Raw genomic sequence first — 23,006 nt, 5'->3', positions numbered from 1 at the left:
GGGCAGGGCGTGGGCAAAGGCCAAATTTCTTCAATAAAATCAAAGGTTATGGTGGGCCCGGAGGGACTCGAACCCCCAACCAAGCGGTTATGAGCCGCCGGCTCTAACCATTGAGCTACAGGCCCCACGGCGCTGGATTAGTGTTTTTCCCTGAACCGCACAAGGCTTTCCCTGGGGCTTTCCGAGCAGACGTTCCAAGGGGCTGGCAGAGATCGCCCAAATCAGCCCATATTGATAACCTATTGCACGTCGCCCATTGGACGCCGGCCAACACTCGGTTGTCTTGGGATCGCAGATCGAGGAGATTTCATGACCAGACGTTTTTTGCCCCTGGCGATTGCCGCCGCAATCGCATTTCCGGCGATCGCGGCCGCCGCCGATGCGCCACCGCCGCCGCGTATCGTCGTCACCGGTGAAGGCGAGGCGGCGATAGCACCCGATCTGGCTCTGCTGACGCTCAGCGTCATGCGCGAAGCCAAAACGGCACGTGCGGCGCTCGATGCCAATAACGACGCCATGGCCGCGGTGATCGCTGCGATGAAATCGTCCGGCATCAAGGAGCGCGACCTGCAGACCGCGGGCATCCAGATCAACCCGCGGTATAACTACACCAACAAGCCCGACGGCAGCCAGGAGGCCGAGCTTGTCGCCTATCAGGTGACCAACACGCTGTCGGTGCGCATCCGCGACATCGACAAGACCGGCGACATTCTCGACAAGGCGGTGTCGCTCGGCGTCAACCAGGGCGGCGGCATTTCCTTCTCCAACGACGATCCGGCGGCAGCCGTCACCGAGGCCCGCAAGAAGGCCGTCGCCAATGCGATGGCCAAGGCCAAGACGCTGGCCGAAGCGGCGGGCGTCGGCATCGGCCGGGTCCTGGAAATCACCGACCAGAATTTCGCACCGCCACCGATGCCGATCAATGCCAAGGCTTTCGATGCCGCCGGCGCATCGGTCCCCGTACAGGCGGGCGAAAATTCCTACACCGCGCAGGTGACGGTGACTTTCGAACTGAAGTAGCCGTCGATCGCATGAAAAACCCCGGAGGATCGATCCTCCGGGGTTTTCGAGCCGCGCCCTTCCGTTCTGGCGGAAAGGGACTCCGCTACTCTACCGGCTGAAAGATCGCCGGCCGCAAAGCTCCGACGGGCTTAGCGATAGATGATCGGACAGCCGCGCTCGTTGGCGAATACGATCACGACGCGATCGCCATACTGGCGGCCGGCAACCTTGACCGTGCGGCGGTTGATGTCGATGATGCGGGCGCGGTGCAGGCCCATGCGTTCGGCCTTGTCGATGGCACGCTCCGGCGAGCAGGACCGGCGCCAGCCGCCATGACGGCGGTGTTCGCGATAGTAACCATCATCCTCGTCGCCGGTATAGACGCCGACGCGCGGATCCTGGTTGTTGCCGAAGCCGAGATAGATGCTGTCAGCATGAGCGGGAATGGCAGCAAGCGTGCCAAGGCCGACAACAGCCGAAAGAGCCGCAGTCTTGATGGTGTTGAACATTGTCTTCTCTCCTTGTTGAGGGTTTCCACCCGTTTTCGTCGAACCGATGGGAGGAGAATGCACCTGCCTGTCTGAATTTTTTGCCAACCGGCCATTCATCCGCCGTTCATGCGGCAAGAATGGGCCAGCCGTTTAGTCTCTGCGTTTCTGGAACCGTTCTATGCAGGGCAAATGGGGAGCGTACCGTTTGCCATGGTCCCGGTCTTCGTTACCAGAGGAAATCCTAAGGCTCGTCCGCGAGCATATGGTCGAAATAGTCGTCCGGCTCGGCAAGGTCGGTCTCGCTGGCGCTGACCCGGCCGCGCATCGAGATGCCGGCCTCGTGCACGGTCTCGTCGCTTCCCGACACCAGCCTGTGCCACCAATAGAGATCGCGGCCCTCGGCAACCAGCCGGTAAGCGCAGGTCTTGGGCAGCCAGCTGATGGTGCGCACATTCTGCGGCGTCAGCCCGACGCAATCCGGAACACGCGCCAGCCGGTTGACATAGTCGGAGCAGCGGCAGCTTCCAGCGTCGAACAGCCGGCAGCCGACGCTGGTCCAATAGATCTCTCCGGTGTCCTCGTCTTCGAGTTTGGACAGGCAGCATTTGCCGCAGCCGTCGCAGAGTGATTCCCACTCGGCCGGGGTCATCGCCTCGAGCGTCTTGGTTTTCCAGAACGGCTTTTCCATCGTCGGCATGTGGCCCTCGGACGCTTCAAGGTCAAGCACGGCAACCGTGCACCCTCGTCCGAACGATACGCCGGGACCATACGCCGGAATATATGCCAGGACCATACGAATGACATGAAGTCGCCTTCAAAACGCCGGTCAATCGCCCTGTGCCACAGCTAGAACCTACAAACAGGAACCAAACATGGTTGCTGAAAGTTTGGGCAGGGATGGGACGCCACAAGGAGTGTTTATGATGAAACGCCAACCACGGATTCTGGCAGGCACGGCGCTTGGCCTGTTGATGGCGTCCGCGCCGTTGGGCGCGTTCCCGCTGCAAGGCACTGCCGCATTCAGCCCCGTGCAACGCACCGCAGCGCCGCTCATCCCAGTGCAATCGAGTTGCGCCGAGAGCGAGTCGGCGGAGGCCTGCGCGCAAAGCCAGCAGGCAGAGCAGCCCAGAAAGAAGAAGCGCGACCAGCAGCAAACGGAATCCGCTCCGGCCGAGCAGGCGGCTCCAGCCGAGTCGGAGCAGCCCCGCAAGAAGCGGCGCAATCAGCAGCAGCAAACAGAATCCGCTCCGGCCGAGCAGATCGCTCCGGCCGAGACCGAGCAACCCCGCAAGAAGCGGCGCAACCAACAGCAGCAAACGGAATCTGCTCCGGCCGAGATCGCTCCGGCCGAGACCGAGCAACCCCGCAAGAAGCGGCGCAACCAACAGCAGCAAACGGAATCTGCTCCCACCGAGCAGATCGCTCCGGCCGAGACCGAACAGCCCCGCAAGAAGCGGCGCAATCAGCAGCTGATCGAAGCGGCCCCATCGGAACAACCGGCCGAGCAGGCAGCGCCGGCAAACGACAACCAGCCCAACGTCAATCCGCGCAAGAAGAAGCAAAAACAGAACCAGCAGATCGAGGCCGCCCCGGCAGAACAGGCTCCGACTGTCGAGCCGGGACAAAAGCCGGGCAAGCGCAAGAAGCCTGCTGAATTGACCGGACCCGCCACGGAGCCGGAAGGCCAGCCGGCGCCGACCAATAAGGAAGCGACCCCACAGGCCCAACCGGCTCCGACCGAGCAGCAGGCCGCTCCCGTCCAGGGCGAACAGCCCCAGGACAAGATCAAGAAACGTGGCAAGAGGCCTGTCGGCGAACAGCCGGTGACAGGAGAGCAACAGCCCTCAACCGGCGAACAGCCTTCGACTGGCCAGGCCGCGCCGGTCCAGGGTGAAAATCCGGTCCAGGGTGAAGCCCAGGCCAATCCGAACGAGGCACCTGTTCTGGACAGCCAGAAGGATGTCTTGCGCAAGCGCAAGGGTGGCAAGGAGCGCGGCCAAAATGCCGGTAAGCAGCAGGGCAACCAGCCCGCCCAGCAGGGCGAAAACCAGGTGGAAGCCCCGAAGCCGGCTCCGGTCGAGGAGGGACCGCCACCTACCGACGACAAGGCGGCCCAGCAGGCGATCAAGCCTGAAAAGATCGTTCCGGTGACGGAGGAAAAGGGCAAGCGTGTCGAGCGTGCGCCCGACATCGAGGATGTTCGCCGCCGTCCGCGTCCCCAGGGTGCCAACGTCGTCAGGGAATTCGGCGACCGCGTCATCCTCCAGTTCAACAACCAGACGTTCGTCGAAAGCAGCGATGCCCCGCGCATGCATCGTGGCGCCAGGAATATCTATTATGAGGACCTGTCGGGCGATCGCACCCGGGAAATCGTCGAGCGTGACAATGGTGTCCGGATCGTCACTATCCGCAACCGTTACGGCGACGTTATCCAGCGTTCACGCATCGCGCCCGACGGCCGCGAATATGTGCTGAGCTATGTCGACGAGCGGAACTATGACTATGATGCAGACTGGCGCGACCCGGGCGACGACCTGCCGCCGATGCGCCTTACCATCCCGCAGGAGGAATACATTCTGGATTCCGAGGAGGTCGAGGATCCGGACGACTACTACACCTTCCTCGAACGGCCGCCGGTCGAGAGGGTCCAGCGCCTCTATTCGATCGACGAGGTCAAGCGCTCGGCCCGCGTGCGCGACATCGCCCGCCGCATCGACCTCGACACGCTCAACTTCGAATTCGGTTCGGCCTCGATTTCCGACACCGAAGTCCAGAAGCTGGAGGGTGTTGCCAACGCCATGGACAAGCTGCTGAAGAAAAACCCGGCCGAGAGCTTCCTGATCGAGGGCCATACCGACGCTGTCGGCACACCGGAAGCGAACCTTGCTCTGTCCGACCGCCGCGCCGAGGCGGTCGCCGAAGCCTTGACCAACGCGTTTGGCATCCCGCCGGAGAACCTGACGACGCAGGGCTATGGCGAGGAGTATCTCAAGGTCAACACGTCGGGACCCAACCGCGAGAACCGCCGCGTCGCCATCCGCCGGATTACCCCGCTGGTGGCGCCGGTGGCCAGCGCCCAATAAACCGGAATGTGAACCGCGCGATTTGATCAACTATTGAATCGCGCGGTCATCAATCTTGAAACGTGTGGTTACCCATCCCAGATTCTGGACAGGGCGTTCCCTGCCCTGTCCCGACTCCAGCGGGACACACGAGCCCCGCCGGTTCCCCTCCCCGGCGGGGTTTCGTTTTTTTGGAGCCTTGCAAACCGCCGCAGCCTGCCCGAAATACGGCACTCCGACAACGGAGCCCGAACCGCATGAAGCGCCTCGAACTTGCCATCGAATCGATCATTCTCGCCTCGCGCTGGCTGCTGGTCGCCTTCTATCTCGGACTGGGTGCAGCGCTTGCCATCTATGCCGTGTCATTCGGCAAGAAGCTGTTCGAGTTCGTTCCCGTCGCTTTCACGCTCGATGACACCGACACCATCCTGAAAATGCTCGGCCTCATCGATGCCGCGCTGGTCGCCTCACTGGTGGTGATGGTGATCATCTCGGGCTACGAAAACTTCGTCAGCCGCTTCGATGAAAATGACGGCAAGGTGCATTGGCTGGGCACGATCGATGTCGGCTCGCTGAAGGTCAAGGTCGCCTCGACAATCGTCGCAATCTCCTCGATCCACCTCTTGCAGGTGTTCTTGAACTCGGTCTCCTACACGACCGACCAGCTGATGTGGCTGACCGTCATTCATCTGGCCTTCGTTCTCTCGGCACTGATGCTTGCCTATATCGACCGGCTGATGGGTCTTGGCAAAGCCAAGAAAGCCGAGGAATAAGCACGCGTCTGTGCCGGTCTTTTGAGACATACTTCTGTAGCTAGATGCTTTCCGTCAGTAGATAGCTTTGATTTCGGTATCCGTCCGGCCGAACACCTCGTCCGGCACAAAAAAGTCACCGGCGAGCGGGCCTGTCGCACCCGGCGCATAAGCCGAGAAATCGCTGACGCCCTCCGCACGCAGCACTTCTTCGTCGATGTAGAAATTGCCGGTTGCCTCGCGCGAGGGCCTGACCAGGATAGCGTGTGCGGCATCGGCCATGATGTCGGGCGAACGGCTCATCGCCGCCACCGTCGCTCCGCCCAGGAGGTTGCGCACCGCCGCCGTGTCGATGGTTGAGATCGGCCATAGCGAATTGACCGCGATGCCATCCCTGGCAAACTCGGCGCTCATCCCCAGCGTGCACATCGACATGCCGAACTTAGCCATCGTATAGGCGACATGGTTCTTGAACCATTTGGCCTTCATGTCGAGCGGCGGTGCCAGATTCAAGATGTGAGGATTTTCCGCCAACCTCAAGTGCGGAATGCACACTTTGGAGACGAGAAAAGTGCCGCGCGTGTTGATCTGGTGCATCAGATCGTAGCGCTTCATATCAGTCTCCAGCGTGCCGGTGAGTTGGATGGCGCTGGCGTTGTTGATGCAGATATCGATGCCGCCGAACCTCTCCACGGTCTTGGCGACGGCTTCGGCGACCTGTGCTTCATCCCGGATGTCACACAACACCGGCAGCGCCTTGCCGCCGGCCTGCTCGATCTCTTGCGCCGCCGTGTATATCGTCCCGGGCAGCTTCGGATGCGGCTCGGCGGTCTTGGCCGCGATCGTCACATTGGCGCCGTCGCGCGCGGCGCGCAGCGCAATCGCCAGCCCGATGCCGCGCGACCCGCCGGAGATGAAAAGCGTCTTTCCCTTGAGCGACATCCTTGCGCCTCCCTGCAACATGAAAAACACGATCCTTGCGCGGCTGAGAACCGCCGCGCAAGGCCCAACACACCGGATGCGGGTTACGCTGCGTCGGCCTTGAGACAATCCGAGCTAAACCAGCACCAAGCCCTGCCGCATGGCGATGGCGATCGCATCGGTGCGGTTGGCGGCACCGAGCTTCGTCAGGATCGCAGCGACGTGGAACTTCGCCGTGTGCACGGAGATGTTCAGCCGGCGCGCAATAACCTTGTTGGGCGCGCCTTCTGTCAGCAGCGCCAGCACCTCGCTTTCGCGCGGCGAAAGCGTCGGCCGAACGATTTGCTCGTCGGTCGGTTCGTCTTCGAACCGGTCGCTGTCATGGAAGGTCAAATCGTGATGCCGTTCGGATAGAGCATGGCTGTCGCGCGAAATCCGGTAGCCCGCCGCCGCCAGCCGCGCGGCCGCGGCGATCAGCAACTCGTCCGCTTGCACCGGCAGCACGGCAAACACTGTATCGGCCGGCAGCTCCCGGGCCGCTCGCGACGATAGCAGCACCCGAGGCATAGCCGCGTCGAAGAGACTGTCTTGTACCCCATGATCATCGACGATGGCGACATCCGCCGCCTCACGCCCGTCGACTTCGCCCGCCAGAACCGGCCGCAGATCATCGGTCGCGGCGAGAGCCGCGGACAGACTTCGTGCGCGCTCGGCGTCACCGAGCGCGATCAGCACTGTCAGCCGTCTGCCAGCGACCTCACCGCTTACCATCTATCCCTCAGCTCAGTGGCTTTTCACCGATGGTCAGGGAAACCTCGCGATTCTCGCCGCCGCGCACCACGCCGAGTGTCACCAAGGCACCGGCGCTGTCCGGTCCGAGCTTGCGGATCAGCTCGCGCGGGCCATGCACCGTCTCTGCGTTCCACGACACGATGATGTCGCCGAGGCTGAGACCGGCTGCTTTCGCCGGCCCGTTATCGTCGAGGCTCATCACCATGGCGCCCTGTGTATCACCATTGCGCACCGGATGCAGGCCGGCGCCAAGATAGCCGCGCGCCACATGACCCTTCTCGCGCAGCGTCGTGACTGCCCGTTCGATCGTTTCGTAAGGCATGACCAGCGCCCGCCGGCGCGGCCCGAACAGCAGCATGCCGATCAGTCCGCCCTTGGCGTCGAGTACAGGGCCGCCCTCGAAACGGCCGCCGGCATTGACGGCAAGATTGATGCGCCGGTCGATGGTGCCGCCGCGCATCGAACGCCAAGCCGGGCCGACCTCGCCGACCGTGCCGAAGGTAGCGAGCGAGGTGCCGTCGCTATTGCCCGCTACGACTGCCAGATTGCCCGGCCGCACCGCATCCGCCTTTACCAGTGACGGGGCGCTCGGCGCGCCGGCCGGTTTCAAAACGGCCGTGCCGGTGGACGGGTCGCGGCCGACCAGTTCCGCCTTGACGACTTCGCCCGAAGAAAACGTCAGCTCGATCTCCTCGCCGGCCTCGACCGCCTCCTCGGCAGTGACGAAATAGCCGTCCCGCCAGTGGAAAGCAGTTGACGTCCGGTGGTGCGTCGCGAAGCTGGCCGTCGCTGGTGCCGTGGCTGCCGCGATGTCGGCAATGGCGTCGGAAAACGTGCTCAGATTGAAATCGCTCATGATTTGTCTCCTGGGTTCTTCGTGACCCAGATATCGCCCGGCAGGGCGTTGGCGGATACTCGCCTGACGGCTAGTTGGGCATTTGACTGGCCATCTGGTCAGGTCGCGGCCGGTCCGGCAGCTCCGCACATATAGGCATTGTTCATCTTGTTCAAAACGGAGCCCTCAGATGGCCCTGCCCGCCCAGCAATTGCAATATGACGATAGCCTTCTCGATGCCTATTCGGCGACGGTCGCCGATGCCGTCGACCGCATCGGGCCCGCCGTCTGCCGCATCGAGCGCATCGGTGGCCCGGGCGGCCATGGCTCCGGCTTCGTCATCGCGCAGGACGGGCTGGTCGTCACCAACTTCCACGTCGTCGGCGATGCGCGCAGCGTGCGCGTGTCAATGCCGGACGGCGCCTCCAGGGAAGGCCGCGTGCTGGGCCGCGATCCCGACACCGACATTGCGCTGGTGCGCGCCGACGGCAACTTTGCCGACGTTGCGCCGCTTGGCGATTCCAAGCGTTTGAGGCGCGGCCAGATTGCAATTGCCATCGGCAATCCGCTCGGCTTCGAATGGACCGTCACCACTGGCGTCGTCTCGGCACTCGGCCGCTCGATGCGTGCCTCCACCGGCCGGCTCATCGACGACGTCATCCAGACCGACGCCGCGCTCAACCCTGGCAATTCCGGCGGACCGCTGGTGTCCTCGGCCGGCGAGGTGATCGGCGTTAACACCGCGATGATCCATGGTGCGCAAGGCATCGCTTTCGCGGTTGCCTCCAACACGGCCAATTTCGTCATCTCGGAAATCATCCGTTTCGGCCGCGTGCGCCGTGCCTTCATCGGCGTTTCCGCCGACACTACCAACCTGCCGCGCCGCGCAGCCCTTTTGTCGCAAGTATCGAGCAGCACGGCGGTGCGCCTGCGCACCGTCGAAAAGAACAGCCCGGCAGCCAAAGCCGGCCTCAGGGAAGGCGACATTATTGCCGCCATCGACGGCCGCCCGGTCACCGGCGTCGACGATCTGGTGCGCATGCTCGACGCCGAGCGCATTGGCCGCGAGACACTGTGCACCGTGGTGCGCCGCTCCGGCATTACGCAGGTCACGGTGATGCCGTTGGCGCGGGCGAGTTAGCGCGCCGCAGCACCCTGCGCATATTGCGCCAGGAATTCTGAGCTCGGCGGGATCGGCCTGATCACGTCGATCAGCACGCCGTTGGGATCCCTGGTGATGAAATGGCGCTGGCCGAAGGGTTCGTCGCGCAGCGTTCGCAGGATCGGCAGGCCAGCGGCGGTGATCCGTTCATAGACGGCATCCGGATCCCTGACCTCGAAATTGATCAGCAGGCCAGATGTGCGGCCCCGCCCTTCCTCCGGGATCGTCTCATGATCGCCCTGGACGATGCCGAGGTTGACGCTGCGGTCTACGGCTGAGCGCAGCTGTACGTACCAGTCGGCCTCAAACAGCGGCTTGAAGCCGAAATGCGCAACATAAAAGGCTGCCGTGCCGGCGACGTCGCTCGTCATCAGCACCGGATAATAGCTCGTCGTCCTCATCTTTCCTTCTCCCGGCGAATAACATACAGTCTGCATGTAAATGCATTTAACATACAGGCTGCATGTATGCAACAAGGGCTCGCTCGTCGCTCCAACCGTGATCGCACCGAGGCGACACGCGCCGAGCTCATCGCCGCGGCGCGAAAACTGTTCACCGAAAAGTCCTATGCCGAGACCGGCACACCCGAGATCGTCGCCGCTGCCGGGGTCACGCGCGGCGCGCTCTATCATCACTTTGCCGACAAGCAGGCGTTGTTTGCCGCTGTGGTCGAACAGGAGGCGCAAGCCGTCTCGGAAGAGATCGAACGGGCGTCGCCGCCTTCGCTATTTGCCCGCGATGCGCTGATTGCCGGCTCGGATGCCTATCTGGCTGCCATGCGTGCCCCTGGCCGCACGCGGCTCTTGCTGCTTGATGGCCCGGCCGTGCTCGGCCGCGCCGCCATGGATGCGATCGACGATCGCCACGGCAACCGTTCGCTGCGCGAGGGCCTTGTTGCCGCGATGCGCTCGCACTCTATGACGAGACTGCCTGTAGAAGCACTGACCGCTTTGCTCGCCGCTGCCTTCGACCGCGCAGCGCTCGCCATCGAAGCTGGAGCATCGATCGAGGACTATCGCGCCGTTCTCATGGCGCTGATCGACGGCCTGTCTCCGGCTCATCCTCAGGCACCTCACCCGGTTCGAATTCGTTGAAACAGCCTAGCTGGCGCTTGAACTGGTCGATCAGCCAGGCGGCCGCCGGTTTCGGGCTGCGATCGGCGCGGTGCATGGCATAGAGCGGCGCGCGAACTTCGCTATAAGGCTCAAGATCGAGTTCGACGAGCCGGCCGTTCGCCAGATCATCGGCAATCAGCCATCGCGGCAGCCCGCCCCAGCCCAGCCCCTCGCGCATCAGCACGTGCTTGGTGCGCACATCCGTCAACCGCCAGGTGCGGTAGGCGAAGACGCCATAGTCACGCCCGCGCGTACGCTCGGACTGATCCGAGACGACCAGTTGGATATGTTCGCGGACATCCTCTAGCGCCACTGGTCTCGGCAGCAGCGCGAGCGGGTGATCAGGCGCTGCGGCTGGCACCAGGGAGATGAAGCCGATGCGAAGCAGATTAACGTCCGTCTCACCCAGAAGCCCCCCGATGCCGAGATCGGCCTGTCCGCCGACAACATGATCGAGGATAAGGCCAAGCGAGCCGATATGCAGACGCAGCGTCACGGCCGGGAACTGCGCCTCGAATGCCTTTAGCACCCGAACCAGCACCGGCGACGGTAGCGTCACGTCGACCGACAGCGTAACTTCGGCCTCCAATCCCTGCCGGTATCCGTCGACACGCGACCGGATGCGTTGCAGCACGCCGACCATACGCCGCGCATCTTCCAGCGTCGCCTTGCCGACATCGGTCAGTTGCGGTTCACGCGTGCCCTCGCGCTCGAACAGCTTCAGCCCGAGCTGCGCTTCGAGGTTGGCGATGGCGTAGCTGATCACCGATTGCGCGCGGTTCAATTTGCGCCCGGCGGCCGAGAAGCTGCCGGTCTCGGCCACCGCAACCAATATCTGCAGTTGGTCAAGCGTCGGGTTCGGTTGCATCGTTCAATCCACAATTTAGATGGATAATATACAAAATATACCAGTTTTTCAAATGGGTCTGCGCGCACATATTTGTCGGGAGATTTTGATCCAACCTGGAGACCCCATTATGTCCATCCTTCTTGTCACATCCAGCCCGCGCGGCGCTGCCTCACACTCGACCCGTATTGCTACTGAATTCGCTGAAAAGCTTGTTGCCGCCGATCCGTCGAACACGCTTGTCGTGCGCGACCTCGTCGCCAATCCGCTGCCGCACATCGATGCCGATTATGCGACTGGCATCTACACGCCGGCCGAAGCGCGCACCCAGCGCCAAGCTGAAGTCGTTGGCGTTTCCGATGTCGTGCTGGATGAACTGTTCGCCGCCGATACGGTGATTCTCGCCACCGGCTTCATCAACTTCAACATCTCCTCGACGCTGAAGTCCTGGGTCGATCACGTCGCCCGTTCCGGCAGGAGCTTTGCCTATGGCGAGAGCGGCCCTAAGGGCCTCGTCACCGGCAAAAAGGTCTATGTCGTGCTGGCTTCGGGCGGCATCTATTCCGAAGGTGCGGCCGTGCAGTTCGATCACGCCATTCCCTACCTGCGCAGCGTGCTCGGCTTCCTCGGCATGACCGATGTCGAGGTCATCCGCATCGAAGGAGTCGGGATGGGCGCCGATGCGGTGGCAGCAGCGCTGGCCAAGGCCTCGGCCAAGGTCGACGCCATTGTGGCCGCGACCGGTGATGCCGAGCGCGTTGCCACCGCGGCGTAAAGCGTCAGCATCGTCTGAATTGTACAAGGGCAGGCGCCCGGCGCCTGCCCTTGTTTTTCGTTAGCGACAGCTTGTGGTGGGCCACACAACCGCCATTGGTTATTCCGCTTGTCTGCGCTATCGGTCGCGGATGTTCCTGTCTGTTGCCACAACGCACCGTCCGGCCACCGATCTCGGTTTCTTGCTGCACAAGCATCCGGATCGTCTGCACGAGACCGACCTGTCTTTCGGCAAGGCGTGGCTGTTCTATCCCGAGGCAACCGAAGAGCGTTGCGAGGCTGCACTCCTGCTCGACGTCGACCCGGTGGGACTGGTGCGAGGCAAAGGCCAGGCAGAAGGCTTGCTCGACCAATATGTGAACGACCGGCCTTACGCTGCATCATCCTTCCTGTCGGTGGCGCTGAACAAGATGCTGCGGACGACGATGACCGGTATATCGAAGGAGCGCCAGGAACTAGCCGACAGCGAACTGCCGCTGGAAGCCGTGGTTACGCCATTGCCAATGCGCGGCGGTGAGGTTCTGGTTCGAAGTTTGTTCGAATCCTTGGGCTGGACAGTCGATCTGACGCCAATCGAAGGAGTCGGGGGGGCTGCAGGCGAGCCCCGATATGGCCATCTGAAGCTGACCGGCACCGGCCGGCTCAGCGCCTTGTTGAATCACCTCTATGTGCTGATCCCGGTGATGGACGATGCCAAGCACTACTGGGTCGGCGAAGCTGAGATCGACAAGCTGCTGTCCAAGGGAGAGGGGTGGCTGGAAAACCATCCGGCCAAAGACCTGATCGTGCGTCGCTATCTTGGCAATCGCAGGGCTTTGGCCCGCATCGCCCTGGAGCGGCTGGCTCCCGAGACGGCTGGCGAGGCACAACCTGCCGAGCTGCGCGTTACACCCGAGGAAGTGCTGGAGACGCCGATCCGGCTCAACGATCTGCGCATGGAAGCTGTGGTCCAGGCCATTCAGGCGACGGGGTCAACCTCGATTGCAGATTTGGGATGCGGCGAAGGCAAGCTGCTCGGTCGGCTCGTGCGCGAGCGATGGGTGCATAAGCTGTTCGGGCTGGATCCGGCGGCACGCGAACTGGAATGGGCTGCAAAGCGTCTCAAGCTGAACGAATTAGGCGGGCCACCCGAGGGCCGGGTCACGCTGCTGCATGGATCGCTGACCTACCGGGACAGCCGTTGGGCCGCAGCCGACGTCGCCGTTCTGGTCGAGGTCATCGAGCATCTCGACGAGGACAGGCTGCCCCTGGTCGAACGCATCGTTTTCGGTGAGACGGCGCCCAAATCCGTTATCGTGACCACTCCGAATGCGGACTACAACGCTCTGTTTCCAAGACTGGCCGCCGGCGCATTCCGCCATCCCGATCACCGTTTCGAATGGAGCCGGGCTCAGTTCCAAGCCTGGGCGGCCAAAATCGGCGAGATCTATGGCTATTCGGCCACCTTCAGCGGTATCGGAGCCGAGGACCCGACCCTCGGCGCCCCCACACAGATGGCGGTGTTCACTCGATGAGAGAACCCAACAAGACCAACCTCACCATTCCTGACTTCGCCCTCGTCGTGCTGATCGGCTCGACCGGATCGGGCAAGTCGACTTTCGCCGCCAAGCATTTCCTGGCGACCGAGATCATCTCCTCGGACCAGTGCCGGGCGCTGATCTCCGACGACGAAACCGATCAGGACGTTTCTGCGGATGCCTTCGATCTGGTTCGCGAGATAGCCGGCAAGCGGCTTAAACGCCGCAGGCTGGCCGTCATCGACGCCACCAATGTGCGAGCCGCCGACCGCAAGGCCTGGATTGAGCTGGCGCGCAAGTGGCACGCTTTGCCCGTCGCCGTGGTCCTCGATCCAGGCGTCGAGGTGTGCGTCGCCCGCAATGCGGTGCGAGCCGACCGGCCGTTTGGCGCCGGGGTCGCCCAGCGCATGACAACCGAGATCCGCAAAGGTCTTGGCGGCCTGCAACGCGAGGGCTTCCGCCAGGTCTGGAAGCTTACCAGCGAGGCCAGCATCGACGCGGCCGAGGTGTCGCGACAGCCGCTGTGGACCGATAAGCGCGACGATCATGGCCCGTTCGATATCATTGGCGACATCCACGGCTGTTCGGATGAGCTTCATACCCTGCTCGCTCGATTGGGCTACGGCATCGTCTGGTCTGAGCATCTGGGCGACCGAACGGTCACGGTGGTTCCACCAGAGGGCCGCAAGATCGTCTTTGTCGGCGACCTCGTCGATCGCGGCCCCAACTCGCCCGACGTACTGCGCATCGCCATGAGCATGGTCGCGGCTGGAACGGCTTACTGTGTCCAGGGCAACCATGAACGCAAGCTCAGCCGCTGGCTAGAAGGCCGCAAGGTCACGGTCGCCCACGGCCTCCAGCAGACTATCGATCAGCTAGGTGCACAGGACCGAGGCCTGCGCGAGGCGCTGCCCGCCTTTCTCGACGGCCTGCGCAGCCATGTCTGGCTCGATGGCGGAGGCCTCGCCGTCGCCCATGCCGGCCTCAAGGAAGAGATGATCGGACGCGGTTCCGGCGCTGTGCGCGAGTTCGCTCTGTACGGCGAGACCACAGGCGAGACCGACGAGTTCGGGCTGCCCGTCCGTGCCGACTGGGCTGCGGCCTATCGTGGCAAGACGGCCATTATCTATGGACATACGCCCACGCTATCGGCCGAATGGGTCAACAACACCCTGTGCATCGACACCGGTTGCGTATTCGGCGGCAAGCTGACGGCCTTGCGCTGGCCGGAACGCGAACTGGTCGAGGTGCCGGCAATCCAGACCTGGTCGGAGCCGATACGTCCGCTGGGCGGGCCCGGTCAGGACAAATCGGCGCAGGCCGACGCCGACGGCGTGCTCGATTATCAAGACGTTTCCGGGCGCCGTTGGATCGAGACCGGACTGAGGGGCCGGATTGTCGTGGCCGAGGAGAACGCGTCGGCAGCACTGGAGGTGATGAGCCGCTTCGCGCTCTCGCCGCAATGGCTGGTCTATCTGCCGCCGACCATGTCGCCGTCCGAGACCAGCAGCCAGGACGGCTGGCTGGAACGTCCGGAGGATGCCTTCGCTTATTTCCGCGAGCGCGGCGTTGCCCAGATCGTGTGCGAGGAGAAGCACATGGGTTCGCGGGCAGTGATCGCGCTCTGCCGGAACGCGCAGGCGGCACGCAGCCGCTTCGGGATCCCGGGCGACGAAACCGGCGCAATCTGGACCCGCACCGGACGGTCCTTTTTCAACGACAGTGCCATGACGGAGGACCTGCTCGCCCGTCTTCGCACCGAGGTCGACGCGGCGGACCTGTGGAAAGAATTGAACAGCGACTGGCTGCTGCTGGACGCCGAGATAATGCCTTGGTCGGCCAAGGCCGGCAGTCTGATCGAAAGCCAATATGCGCCGGTGGCGATATCTTCTGCCGCCGGATTCAAAGCCAGCCGTGAGGCGCTGGCCCGTGCGATGGCGCGCGGCGTCGATGCAGCCGGCCTGAACGCACGCCTTGAAGACCGTGCCGCCCGCGCAGCCAAATACGCCACCGCCTGGGCGCCCTACGTATGGCCAGTTTCGGGCGTCGAGGACCTTAAGGCCGCGCCTTTCCACCTGCTGGCCAGCGAAGGACGTGTCTGGTTTGACCAGGACCATGTCTGGCACATGTCGCTCGCGGACCGTCTGGCTGCCCGTGGCGGCGTGGTCACGCCGACTCGATGGCGTATGGTTGATCTGGCCGACGGCAGCGCGTGTGCCGAGGCCGTCGCCTGGTGGGAGGCGCTGACTGGCTCGGGCGGCGAAGGCATGGTGGTCAAACCACGCGACTTCGTCAGCCGTGGCAAGAAGGGGCTCATCCAGCCGGCCCTGAAGGTCCGCGGCCCGGAGTATTTGCGCATCATCTATGGTCCCGAATATGACGCGCCCGACAATCTCGTCCGCCTCCGAGAACGCGGCCTGGCCGGCAAGCGCAGCCTGGCGCTCAGAGAGTTCGCGCTTGGTCACGAAGCGCTAACGCGATTTGTCGCCAGGCAGCCGCTTCGCCGGGTTCACGAGTGTGTCTTCGCCGTGCTGGCGTTGGAAAGCGAGCCAATCGACCCAAGGCTGTAGTAGCCGATCTACCCGAAGATCTTCTCGCCTTGCTCATCGACCAGCTGGATGCCCTTTTTGATCGAGATGTCGACAGCGTCATCAAGTCCGGCGAAACGGTCGGCGCGGATGAATTTGTGCTCCTTCATCACGCCGTCGATCTCCTTAGAAACCACGCCGCAGGTCTGGTACTGGCCCTCCGCCTTGTAGGGAGTGGCGCTGATCAAAAATCCCTTGTGCTCGATCTGCTTTGCCGGCGCCGCTGTCTTTGGCTCGGCGGCTTCGTTGCCTCCGCCGAAAAGACGCTTCAGAAAAGACATGGGGGTATCCTCCAACGGCAATCATCCTGCACCACATAGCGCGGTGCAGGATGATTTTCAGTACCGGTCCTTGGCCGAGCGGGCAAGGGCCGCAGCTGGCTTGGCACTCAGAGGTCAGTCGCGCGACAACGCTTCCAAGGCCTCCGCGGCAGCTTCCAATATGCTGATTGCCTCGGCCTGCTTTGCTTCAGGCGCATCGACGATTTCGCCGAGCGCGGCGCGCAGCCGGTGGCGCACGGCGCGAAACTCGTCGCGCTTTTCCGAGCGGCCGCGGCCGCGCCGGCCACCGTCGCCGTCATCGTTCCAGCCGAACCAGTCGCGCGCCTTAGCCATCTTGCGGCCGAAGCGCTCGAGATGGTCGAGCACGTGGTCGATCATCTCGCGATTTTCGTTGAGGTGCGCCTGCCCTGCCTCGGTGATCGAAAACACCTTCTTGTTGCCTTCCGCCGCAGAAACGGCATAGCCGGCCTCTTCCAGGAAGGTCAGCGTCGGGTAGACCACGCCGGGGCTCGGGCTGTAGACGCCGCTGGTGCGCTCCTCCAGCGCCTTGATGATATCGTAGCCGTGCCGCGGCGCCTCGGCCAACAGCGACAGCGTGATCAGCTTGAGGTCGCCGTCGGCCAGCATGCGCCCGGCGCGGAACATGTCGCCCGGTCCGCCGCGTCCGCCGCCTCTCATGCCATGCCCGAACGGGCCGAAGCCGCCGCGCCCACCGAACTTGCCGGCCATATGCATGAAAACACGTTCGGCGTGTTCGCCAAAACGATGATGCCCGAAATGATTGCCTTTGTGCATTGTCCGCTCCTTGAGTTATGTCTTACGATATATCTCAATTAGATATCTACAGCGACCGAGTCAAGATATATCTTACGATGTATCTGAAATGGCGCCAGCAGGATTGATTTCGGCGGAGAACGCAGCTAGGAAGCGCGTGAGGGTCGAAGACCGCTCCGTAAGCGTCTGACGTGAAGCAACGCATCCACCCCGGTCGTTCCGGGCAGTGACGCCGAAAAGACCGGCGAATGGATGCCACGGCGACGGACCGGATGCTTCAGGGAAAATCCCAGATGATCGTGAAAACCTCGCGCAGAAAGCTGCCAGCGCACTATGCCGCCATCGTCAGCCCGCTAGTGCTGTCGTTGCTGATGACGTTCATCGTATCGTTTATCTCGACACTGAAAAGCCTTGGCTTCCAGCCCGACATGCCTGCCACCTGGCTGACGGCCTGGGCCCTGTCCTGGCTGGTAGCGTTTCGGACGCTGCTGCTGGTGCTGCCGGCGGTGCGCCGCATCGTTGGCTGGCTTTGCGAGCCTGTGGCCCGATAGCCGGCCCATGCGAAGGCCCGGAAACAATCTCCGGGCCTTTGCCAAGTGAACGGACCCGTCACCAGCGGCCTTTGCGCCGATTCCAGGCGTAGAGCAGATCGGCGAAACGATCATAGGCATAGCGCGTCAAAGGCAGTGCGGCGGGATTGCCGAACAGCGTCGCCAACCAGCCCTCGCCCGGCGTTATCAGCCACACCGCAACGGCAACATCGGCGCCGACCAGCAATTTGCCACCGGCGTCGGTCGCATGCAGCCGGCGGCGGATATCCTCCAGCCTTATGCCGTAGCGGGCCAGCGCCGTCGGTTCGGCATTGATGTCGCGAAATTCGATCCGCCCGGCCTTGACCGCCTCGATCAGCCGCCGCTTCTGCCGGCTGATGCCGGCATCGCAGACCGGACAGCGCGTATTATACCAGACGGTCAGCAGCGGCTTGCTCATGTTTCGAAACGGCACCAGAGGGACGCGCACGGACTATCCGGCAAACGCCATTACGCCGCAACGCAACACTTCACCCGCGAAATGGCCGGCCAAGCCTGGAGCGCAACTCACCCGAGCGAGGTGATGATCTCGCGATAGGCATCCTCCGGGAAAGCCTTGAGCGTCCGCGTCCTGACGTTTCCGCCCGCCGCCAGCATCAGCGAGAAGCGGGCCAGGACGGCATCGTCGGGCGCTTCGAGCACGGCCACCATGTCGCAATCCCCCATGGTGAGATAAAATGCCTTGAAGGACCCGCCCATGTCGCCCAGCAGCTTCTTGGCGGCATCGAGCCGCTTCGGCGACTCGCGCACATTTTTTGCGCCTTGCTCCGTCCAGTTGATCAGCACGATGTAAGTTGTCATGCCACACCTCCCTCCGGTGCCACGGAGCACGGCGTCCAACCGCCGGGGCGGGCATCCGGGTTTATCGCCCAGAGAATGCGTCCGTCGCGGAATTATCCTCTCGTAGGGCACGACCCGCAAGAGCGGCATGTCCAATCGTGATCGCCTGTGCCAAAACGGAAAAGGGCGCCACCGGCGCCCCTTAAACTGCTTATCCGTCACCCGGCCTCAGCTGTCGAGGAAGCTTCTGAGCTTGCGCGACCGGCTCGGGTGCTTGAGCTTGCGCAGCGCCTTGGCTTCGATCTGGCGGATGCGCTCGCGGGTGACCGAGAACTGCTGGCCGACTTCCTCCAGCGTGTGGTCGGTGTTCATGCCGATGCCGAAGCGCATTCTGAGCACGCGCTCTTCGCGCGGCGTCAGCGAGGCCAATACGCGCGTCGTCGTCTCGCGCAAATTGGCCTGGATCGCCGCGTCGATCGGCAGGATCGCCATCTTGTCCTCGATGAAGTCGCCCAGATGCGAATCCTCCTCGTCGCCGACCGGCGTTTCGAGCGAGATCGGCTCCTTGGCGATCTTCAGCACCTTGCGCACTTTTTCCAGCGGCATGGCGAGCTTTTCCGCCAGTTCTTCCGGCGTCGGCTCACGGCCGATCTCATGCAGCATCTGGCGCGAGGTGCGCACGATCTTGTTGATCGTTTCGATCATGTGCACCGGAATGCGGATGGTGCGCGCCTGGTCGGCGATCGAACGGGTGATCGCCTGCCGGATCCACCATGTCGCGTAGGTCGAGAACTTGTAGCCGCGGCGGTATTCGAATTTGTCGACCGCCTTCATCAGGCCGATATTGCCTTCCTGGATCAAGTCGAGGAACTGCAGGCCGCGATTTGTGTATTTCTTGGCGATGGAGATGACGAGGCGCAGATTGGCCTCGACCATTTCCTTCTTGGCGATCGCGGCTTCGCGCTCGCCCTTCTGCACCTGGTTGACGATCTTCCGGAATTCCTGGATCGAAATCGCCGTCTCGGTGGCGAGGTTCTGGATCTCGGCGCGCAGGTCGCGGATGGCGTCCTTCTCGTTCTTGGTGAATTCCTTCCAGCCGCGCGAGGTCAAATTGCCGATCGAGCGAGTCCAGTTCGGATCGAGCTCCGAGCCCTGATATTCCCTGAGGAATTCCTCGCGGCGCACGCCATAGCTTTCGGCCAGCCTGAGCAGCTTGCCTTCGTTCTGCACCAGGCGCTTGTTGATGTCGTAGAGCTGCTCGACCAGCGCCTCGATGCGCGCCGTGTTCAAGGACAGCGACTTCACCGCCTTGATCAACTGGTCCTTCAGCTCCTTGAGCCGGCGATCCTGGCTGGGCGACAGCGTGCCGGCGGCAGCCAGCCGGTTCTCGACCTGCTGGTCCTGCAGCTTGCGCAGTTTCTTGTAGGTGTCGGCAATGACGTCGAGCGTCTCCATCACCTGCGGGCGCAGTTCCGCTTCCATCGCCGCCAGCGACAGGCTCGCCTCGTCATCGTCCTCCTCGTCGTCGTCCACCAGGCCACGGGTGTCGCCGCCGACATTGGTGATGTCGTCCTCGTCCTCGCGCGAACGGCGCGACTTTTCCTCGGTCTTGGCTTCCTCGATACGCTCGACAACCGGCGCCTGCTTGGCCTCCGGCCCGGCATAGGTCGCCTCGAGGTCGATGATCTCGCGCAGCAGGATCTTCGATTCGTTGAGCTCGTCACGCCAGATGATGATGGCCTGGAAAGTCAGCGGGCTTTCGCACAGGCCCGCGATCATCGTCTCGCGGCCGGCCTCGATGCGCTTGGCGATCGCGATTTCGCCCTCGCGCGACAGAAGCTCGACCGAGCCCATCTCGCGAAGATACATGCGGACCGGATCGTCGGTGCGGTCGGTCGGCTCTTTCTTGGTCGTGGTGGCGGCGACGGCGGTGCCGGTCTGCTCGGCCAGCTCGTTGGCATCTTCCTCGGCATCAGCGGCGGTATCGGCGGCTTCGGGCTCCTCGCCCTGCTCGTCGTCCTCGACCACATTGATGCCCATGTCGGAAAGCATGGCCATCGTGTCCTCGATCTGCTCGGAGGTCACTTCCTCCGAGGGCAGCACCGAATTCAGCTCGTCCATGGTGACATAACCGCGCTTCTTGGCGGCCTTGATCATCTTCTTGACAGCATCGTCGGAAAGGTCGAGCAGAGGGCCATCGGTCGCGGCCTCGCGTTCGGTCTCGACTTCTTCCTTTTCTTTTGTCGCCATAGTCTTTATTTTCTCCAAGCGGCTGAGTATCAAAGCCGCGTACGCTGCCGGTCCGGTCAAATTGGATGCGCTCCTTCCAGAACGCGCTTTACCGGGCCAGTAACTGCATCTCTCGTTAAGTCCAGATTAACCCTGATATCTGTGGCAAGCTGACTGCCTGTCCAGTGATCAGTACCTTACATCGCTGCATTCCCGTCGATGCCGGGGCGGGTTAACGTTTCGAATCGACCTGATTCCGCCATTCTGCCGGAAGGTCAAGCGCCTCTCGCATGATTCGCATGAAAAAAGCGAATCAATTACCCGACTTAGAGCACCGCACGCTTGATTCAACGTGCAAGCACGTCCTTACATTTCAGTCTTCTGGAGGCTTCGATCTAGACGCGCCCAGCCCTGCCCGATGATACGCCAAACCCTTCGATCAGCGCTTCCGTTGCCTGCACATCACGAAATTGCGCCTGGATTTCGACCAGGTGCCGGTAGTTCTCGTCCGTGGGATCGCTGGCGAGCGCTGCTTCCGCCTGCTTCAGCTCCTTATGTAAGGTGCGCGCGCTGCGCTGCAAGTGGAGAGCCTGGCTGAACGCATCGCGAGCATCGTCGAGTGCTGCCGTTTCCAGCGCCGGCCATTGCCGCGCACGTTTGATCAGCGCCACCGCGCGCTGCCAGATCTCACCGCAGCCGGCCCGCTCGATCGTCGCGATTACAGCCTCGCGGTTGTTGGCCATATCGTGCGCCATGGCGTCGAGGATGGCCGCATGCAGCCGCTTCAGATCGGAGTTGGCGAGATCGAGGAACTCGACATGGGCGAAATTCTCGTCGATCAGCACGGGATGGTTGACGAGGGCCGCAATGATCGTCGCCTCGCGCACCGACATGCCCTCGCCGCCGCGTTTGACCAGCGCCGAGCGGCCGAGGCTTTCGGTGATCGCGGTGCGCCCACCGGCACCGCCGCCACGTGCAAACTGTCCGCCGGGTGCTGAGACCCTGCCCGGGAAGCGCTCCCCGGACCGTCCGTCCTGACGTCCCTGGCGTCCGCGCTGGGTCCCGAAGAAGCTCTGTACCCGCTCGCGCATTTCCTGTTGGTAGTGATAGCGAAGGCTCTCGTCGCGGATGCGGCTGGTCAGTTCGCGCAGCGTCTTTTCGAGTTCCGCCCGCCGTTCCGGCGTGTCGAAGATGCCGCCGGCCGTCTCGCGCATCCACAAGAGGTCGGCCAGCGGCCGCGCCTCGGAAAGCACGGCGCGGAACGCATCCGGTCCGTCACCCTTGACCAGATCGTCGGGATCCTTGCCCTCCGGCAGCAGGGCGAAGCGCACGGAGCGGCCCGCCTGGACCGCCGGCAGCGCCATGTCGGCGGCGCGCCACGCTGCCTTCAACCCGGCCTGGTCGCCGTCGAAGCACAGCACCGGCTCGCCAGCCATGCGCCATAGAAGTTCGAGCTGGTTTTCAGTCAATGCGGTGCCGAGCGGCGCCACCACGTTTTCGAAGCCGGCCTGCGCCAGCGCGATCACATCCATATAACCTTCGACAGCAATGACCGTGCCGCCCTTTCCCAGCGCCCCCTTTCCGAGCGTTTGGCGCGCACGGGCGAAATTGTAGAGAACGTTGCCCTTGTGGAAGAGCTCCGTATCGGGCGAGTTCATGTATTTGGCCAGCGCATCCGGCGCCAGTGCCCGCCCGCCGAAGGCGATGATCTTGCCCCTGGAATCCGGGATCGGGAACATGATGCGGTCGCGGAACCAATCGTAGGAAACCGGGACGTCGTCGCCATGGCGCACCAGCCCGCACGCCTCGATGTCGGCCTTGGGGACACCCTTGGCGGCAAGATGCTCCTTCAGCGCATTGCGGCTGTCGGGGGCATAGCCGAGGCGAAAAGACTGCTGCGTCGTCGGTGTCAGCCCCCGGTCGCGCAGATAGGCGCGGGCCTTTGCCCCTTCCGGTCCCTGCAGCCGTTCCTGGAAGAACACCGTCGCCATCTCCATGACGTCGGTCAGGCTGGCGCGTTCCTTTTCGCGCCGCTCCTCATCGGCGTCGCGAACCGGCATCGGCACGCCGGCCATGTCGGCGATCTTCTCGACGGCCTCGGGAAAGCTCATCCCATCGAGTTCGGTCAAGAACTTGAAATGGTCGCCCGAAACCGAGCAGCCGAAACAGTGGTAGCGGCCCTTCTTGTCCTCGCAATGGAAGGACGGGCTCTTCTCGCCGTGGAACGGACAGCACGCCCAATAATCGCCGCGCGGCGCGTTGGTCTTCTTCCTGTCCCACGCGACGCGCTGGCCGATCACCGAAGAAATCGGTACGCGGTCGCGGATCTCGTCAAGGAAAGCAGGCGGAAAGCGCATGGGGGGACAGCTCGTTTGGCTTCCATATAATCACACGGGCGAAGCCCGACGACTCCTAATGGTGAACATACCCGGTTTTCACAGGCCAAAAAGAGAAGGCGGCCCGCGGGCCGCCTTCTCGATCTAAGCCCGACGCA

22 protein-coding genes and 1 tRNA gene are annotated in these 23,006 nt (G+C 63.0%); 9 read left to right on the top strand and 14 right to left on the bottom strand.

The genetic code is table 11. The annotated features are described in order from the left end of the window. Positions 1–49: 49 nt before the first annotated feature. Positions 50–125 (bottom strand) — tRNA-Ile (locus AC0L2Y_RS21985). Between the two features lie 184 nt (positions 126–309). On the opposite strand from AC0L2Y_RS21985, the gene AC0L2Y_RS21980 reads away from it, so the two are divergent. Beyond that, positions 310–1,020, top strand: coding sequence for an SIMPL domain-containing protein (locus AC0L2Y_RS21980; RefSeq protein WP_473559453.1), 711 nt, complete (start codon positions 310–312; stop codon positions 1,018–1,020). 131 nt (positions 1,021–1,151) lie between these two features. On the opposite strand, the gene AC0L2Y_RS21975 is transcribed toward AC0L2Y_RS21980, so the two are convergent. Next, complete coding sequence (locus AC0L2Y_RS21975) at positions 1,152–1,511, bottom strand: hypothetical protein (RefSeq protein ID WP_473559451.1); 360 nt, start codon at positions 1,509–1,511, stop codon at positions 1,152–1,154. A gap of 223 nt (positions 1,512–1,734) precedes the next feature. Then, positions 1,735–2,181: a YcgN family cysteine cluster protein gene (locus tag AC0L2Y_RS21970; RefSeq protein ID WP_473559558.1), complete on the bottom strand. Its 447-nt coding sequence runs from the start codon at positions 2,179–2,181 to the stop codon at positions 1,735–1,737. 235 nt (positions 2,182–2,416) lie between these two features. Here AC0L2Y_RS21970 and AC0L2Y_RS21965 point away from each other — a divergent pair, with 235 nt between their 5' ends. Next, entirely contained in the window at positions 2,417–4,576 is a 2,160-nt protein-coding gene (locus AC0L2Y_RS21965) for an OmpA family protein (protein ID WP_473559449.1), read from the top strand. Positions 4,577–4,812: 236 nt separating this feature from the next. Further along, positions 4,813–5,328 carry a TIGR00645 family protein gene (locus AC0L2Y_RS21960; RefSeq protein ID WP_352866311.1) on the top strand — a complete coding sequence of 172 codons (516 nt, stop codon included), beginning with the start codon at positions 4,813–4,815 and terminating at the stop codon, positions 5,326–5,328. 54 nt (positions 5,329–5,382) lie between these two features. Here the strand turns inward: AC0L2Y_RS21960 and AC0L2Y_RS21955 are convergent, their stop codons facing one another. The 3 genes from AC0L2Y_RS21955 to AC0L2Y_RS21945 form a co-directional block, all read right to left on the bottom strand. Then, positions 5,383–6,249, bottom strand: a complete 867-nt coding sequence (locus tag AC0L2Y_RS21955) for an SDR family oxidoreductase (RefSeq protein ID WP_473559447.1) — start codon at positions 6,247–6,249, stop codon at positions 5,383–5,385. 114 nt (positions 6,250–6,363) lie between these two features. Next, a complete protein-coding gene (locus tag AC0L2Y_RS21950) occupies positions 6,364–6,999 on the bottom strand; it encodes a helix-turn-helix transcriptional regulator (RefSeq protein ID WP_352566048.1) in 636 nt (211 codons plus the stop codon). 7 nt (positions 7,000–7,006) lie between these two features. Continuing rightward, complete coding sequence (locus tag AC0L2Y_RS21945; protein WP_473559444.1) at positions 7,007–7,876, bottom strand: S1C family serine protease; 870 nt, start codon at positions 7,874–7,876, stop codon at positions 7,007–7,009. Positions 7,877–8,045: 169 nt separating this feature from the next. On the opposite strand from AC0L2Y_RS21945, the gene AC0L2Y_RS21940 reads away from it, so the two are divergent. Further along, positions 8,046–8,996 (top strand): S1C family serine protease, encoded by a 951-nt coding sequence (locus tag AC0L2Y_RS21940; RefSeq protein ID WP_473559443.1) that lies wholly within the window; start codon positions 8,046–8,048, stop codon positions 8,994–8,996. On the opposite strand, the gene AC0L2Y_RS21935 is transcribed toward AC0L2Y_RS21940, so the two are convergent. Then, positions 8,993–9,418, bottom strand: a complete 426-nt coding sequence (locus AC0L2Y_RS21935; protein ID WP_473559441.1) for a VOC family protein — start codon at positions 9,416–9,418, stop codon at positions 8,993–8,995. The two genes, AC0L2Y_RS21940 and AC0L2Y_RS21935, sit on opposite strands and share 4 nt — an antisense overlap. A gap of 66 nt (positions 9,419–9,484) precedes the next feature. Between AC0L2Y_RS21935 and AC0L2Y_RS21930 the strand changes: the two genes are divergently transcribed. Further along, positions 9,485–10,111, top strand: a complete 627-nt coding sequence (locus tag AC0L2Y_RS21930) for a TetR/AcrR family transcriptional regulator (RefSeq protein ID WP_473559439.1) — start codon at positions 9,485–9,487, stop codon at positions 10,109–10,111. Here AC0L2Y_RS21930 and AC0L2Y_RS21925 read toward each other — a convergent pair. Next, positions 10,044–11,000 (bottom strand): LysR family transcriptional regulator, encoded by a 957-nt coding sequence (locus AC0L2Y_RS21925; protein WP_473559437.1) that lies wholly within the window; start codon positions 10,998–11,000, stop codon positions 10,044–10,046. The genes AC0L2Y_RS21930 and AC0L2Y_RS21925 overlap by 68 nt on opposite strands. Before the next feature lie 109 nt (positions 11,001–11,109). Between AC0L2Y_RS21925 and AC0L2Y_RS21920 the strand changes: the two genes are divergently transcribed. From AC0L2Y_RS21920 to AC0L2Y_RS21910, 3 genes are all read left to right on the top strand, one after another. After that, positions 11,110–11,754, top strand: coding sequence for an FMN-dependent NADH-azoreductase (locus AC0L2Y_RS21920; RefSeq protein WP_473559435.1), 645 nt, complete (start codon positions 11,110–11,112; stop codon positions 11,752–11,754). Between the two features lie 130 nt (positions 11,755–11,884). After that, positions 11,885–13,267 (top strand): 3' terminal RNA ribose 2'-O-methyltransferase Hen1, encoded by a 1,383-nt coding sequence (locus AC0L2Y_RS21915; protein ID WP_473559433.1) that lies wholly within the window; start codon positions 11,885–11,887, stop codon positions 13,265–13,267. Next, the gene (locus AC0L2Y_RS21910; RefSeq protein WP_473559431.1) at positions 13,264–15,840 is read left to right on the top strand and encodes a polynucleotide kinase-phosphatase; all 2,577 of its coding nucleotides are present in this window, start codon (positions 13,264–13,266) and stop codon (positions 15,838–15,840) included. The genes AC0L2Y_RS21915 and AC0L2Y_RS21910 overlap by 4 nt, the downstream gene beginning before the upstream one ends. 8 nt (positions 15,841–15,848) lie before the next feature. On the opposite strand, the gene AC0L2Y_RS21905 is transcribed toward AC0L2Y_RS21910, so the two are convergent. Together AC0L2Y_RS21905 and AC0L2Y_RS21900 are read right to left on the bottom strand one after the other, a co-directional pair. Then, positions 15,849–16,139: an HlyU family transcriptional regulator gene (locus tag AC0L2Y_RS21905; protein WP_023678291.1), complete on the bottom strand. Its 291-nt coding sequence runs from the start codon at positions 16,137–16,139 to the stop codon at positions 15,849–15,851. Positions 16,140–16,253: 114 nt separating this feature from the next. Beyond that, entirely contained in the window at positions 16,254–16,934 is a 681-nt protein-coding gene (locus AC0L2Y_RS21900; RefSeq protein WP_352566061.1) for a PadR family transcriptional regulator, read from the bottom strand. Positions 16,935–17,206: 272 nt separating this feature from the next. On the opposite strand from AC0L2Y_RS21900, the gene AC0L2Y_RS21895 reads away from it, so the two are divergent. Beyond that, the gene (locus AC0L2Y_RS21895) at positions 17,207–17,464 is read left to right on the top strand and encodes a DUF2798 domain-containing protein (protein WP_473559556.1); all 258 of its coding nucleotides are present in this window, start codon (positions 17,207–17,209) and stop codon (positions 17,462–17,464) included. A gap of 58 nt (positions 17,465–17,522) precedes the next feature. Here AC0L2Y_RS21895 and AC0L2Y_RS21890 read toward each other — a convergent pair whose 3' ends face one another. The 4 genes from AC0L2Y_RS21890 to dnaG form a co-directional block, all read right to left on the bottom strand. Next, the gene (locus AC0L2Y_RS21890; RefSeq protein WP_473559429.1) at positions 17,523–17,903 is read right to left on the bottom strand and encodes a thiol-disulfide oxidoreductase DCC family protein; all 381 of its coding nucleotides are present in this window, start codon (positions 17,901–17,903) and stop codon (positions 17,523–17,525) included. A 107-nt stretch (positions 17,904–18,010) separates the two neighbouring features. Continuing rightward, the gene (locus AC0L2Y_RS21885) at positions 18,011–18,304 is read right to left on the bottom strand and encodes a GYD domain-containing protein (RefSeq protein WP_352566065.1); all 294 of its coding nucleotides are present in this window, start codon (positions 18,302–18,304) and stop codon (positions 18,011–18,013) included. Positions 18,305–18,511: 207 nt separating this feature from the next. Then, positions 18,512–20,533, bottom strand: coding sequence for an RNA polymerase sigma factor RpoD (rpoD, locus tag AC0L2Y_RS21880; RefSeq protein ID WP_352466688.1), 2,022 nt, complete (start codon positions 20,531–20,533; stop codon positions 18,512–18,514). A gap of 374 nt (positions 20,534–20,907) precedes the next feature. Continuing rightward, complete coding sequence (gene dnaG / locus AC0L2Y_RS21875; RefSeq protein WP_473559426.1) at positions 20,908–22,869, bottom strand: DNA primase; 1,962 nt, start codon at positions 22,867–22,869, stop codon at positions 20,908–20,910. Positions 22,870–23,006: the final 137 nt, after the last annotated feature.

Source organism: Mesorhizobium sp. WSM4830, assembly GCF_055811495.1.
This window is presented reverse-complemented; position numbering and strand designations above follow the sequence as displayed.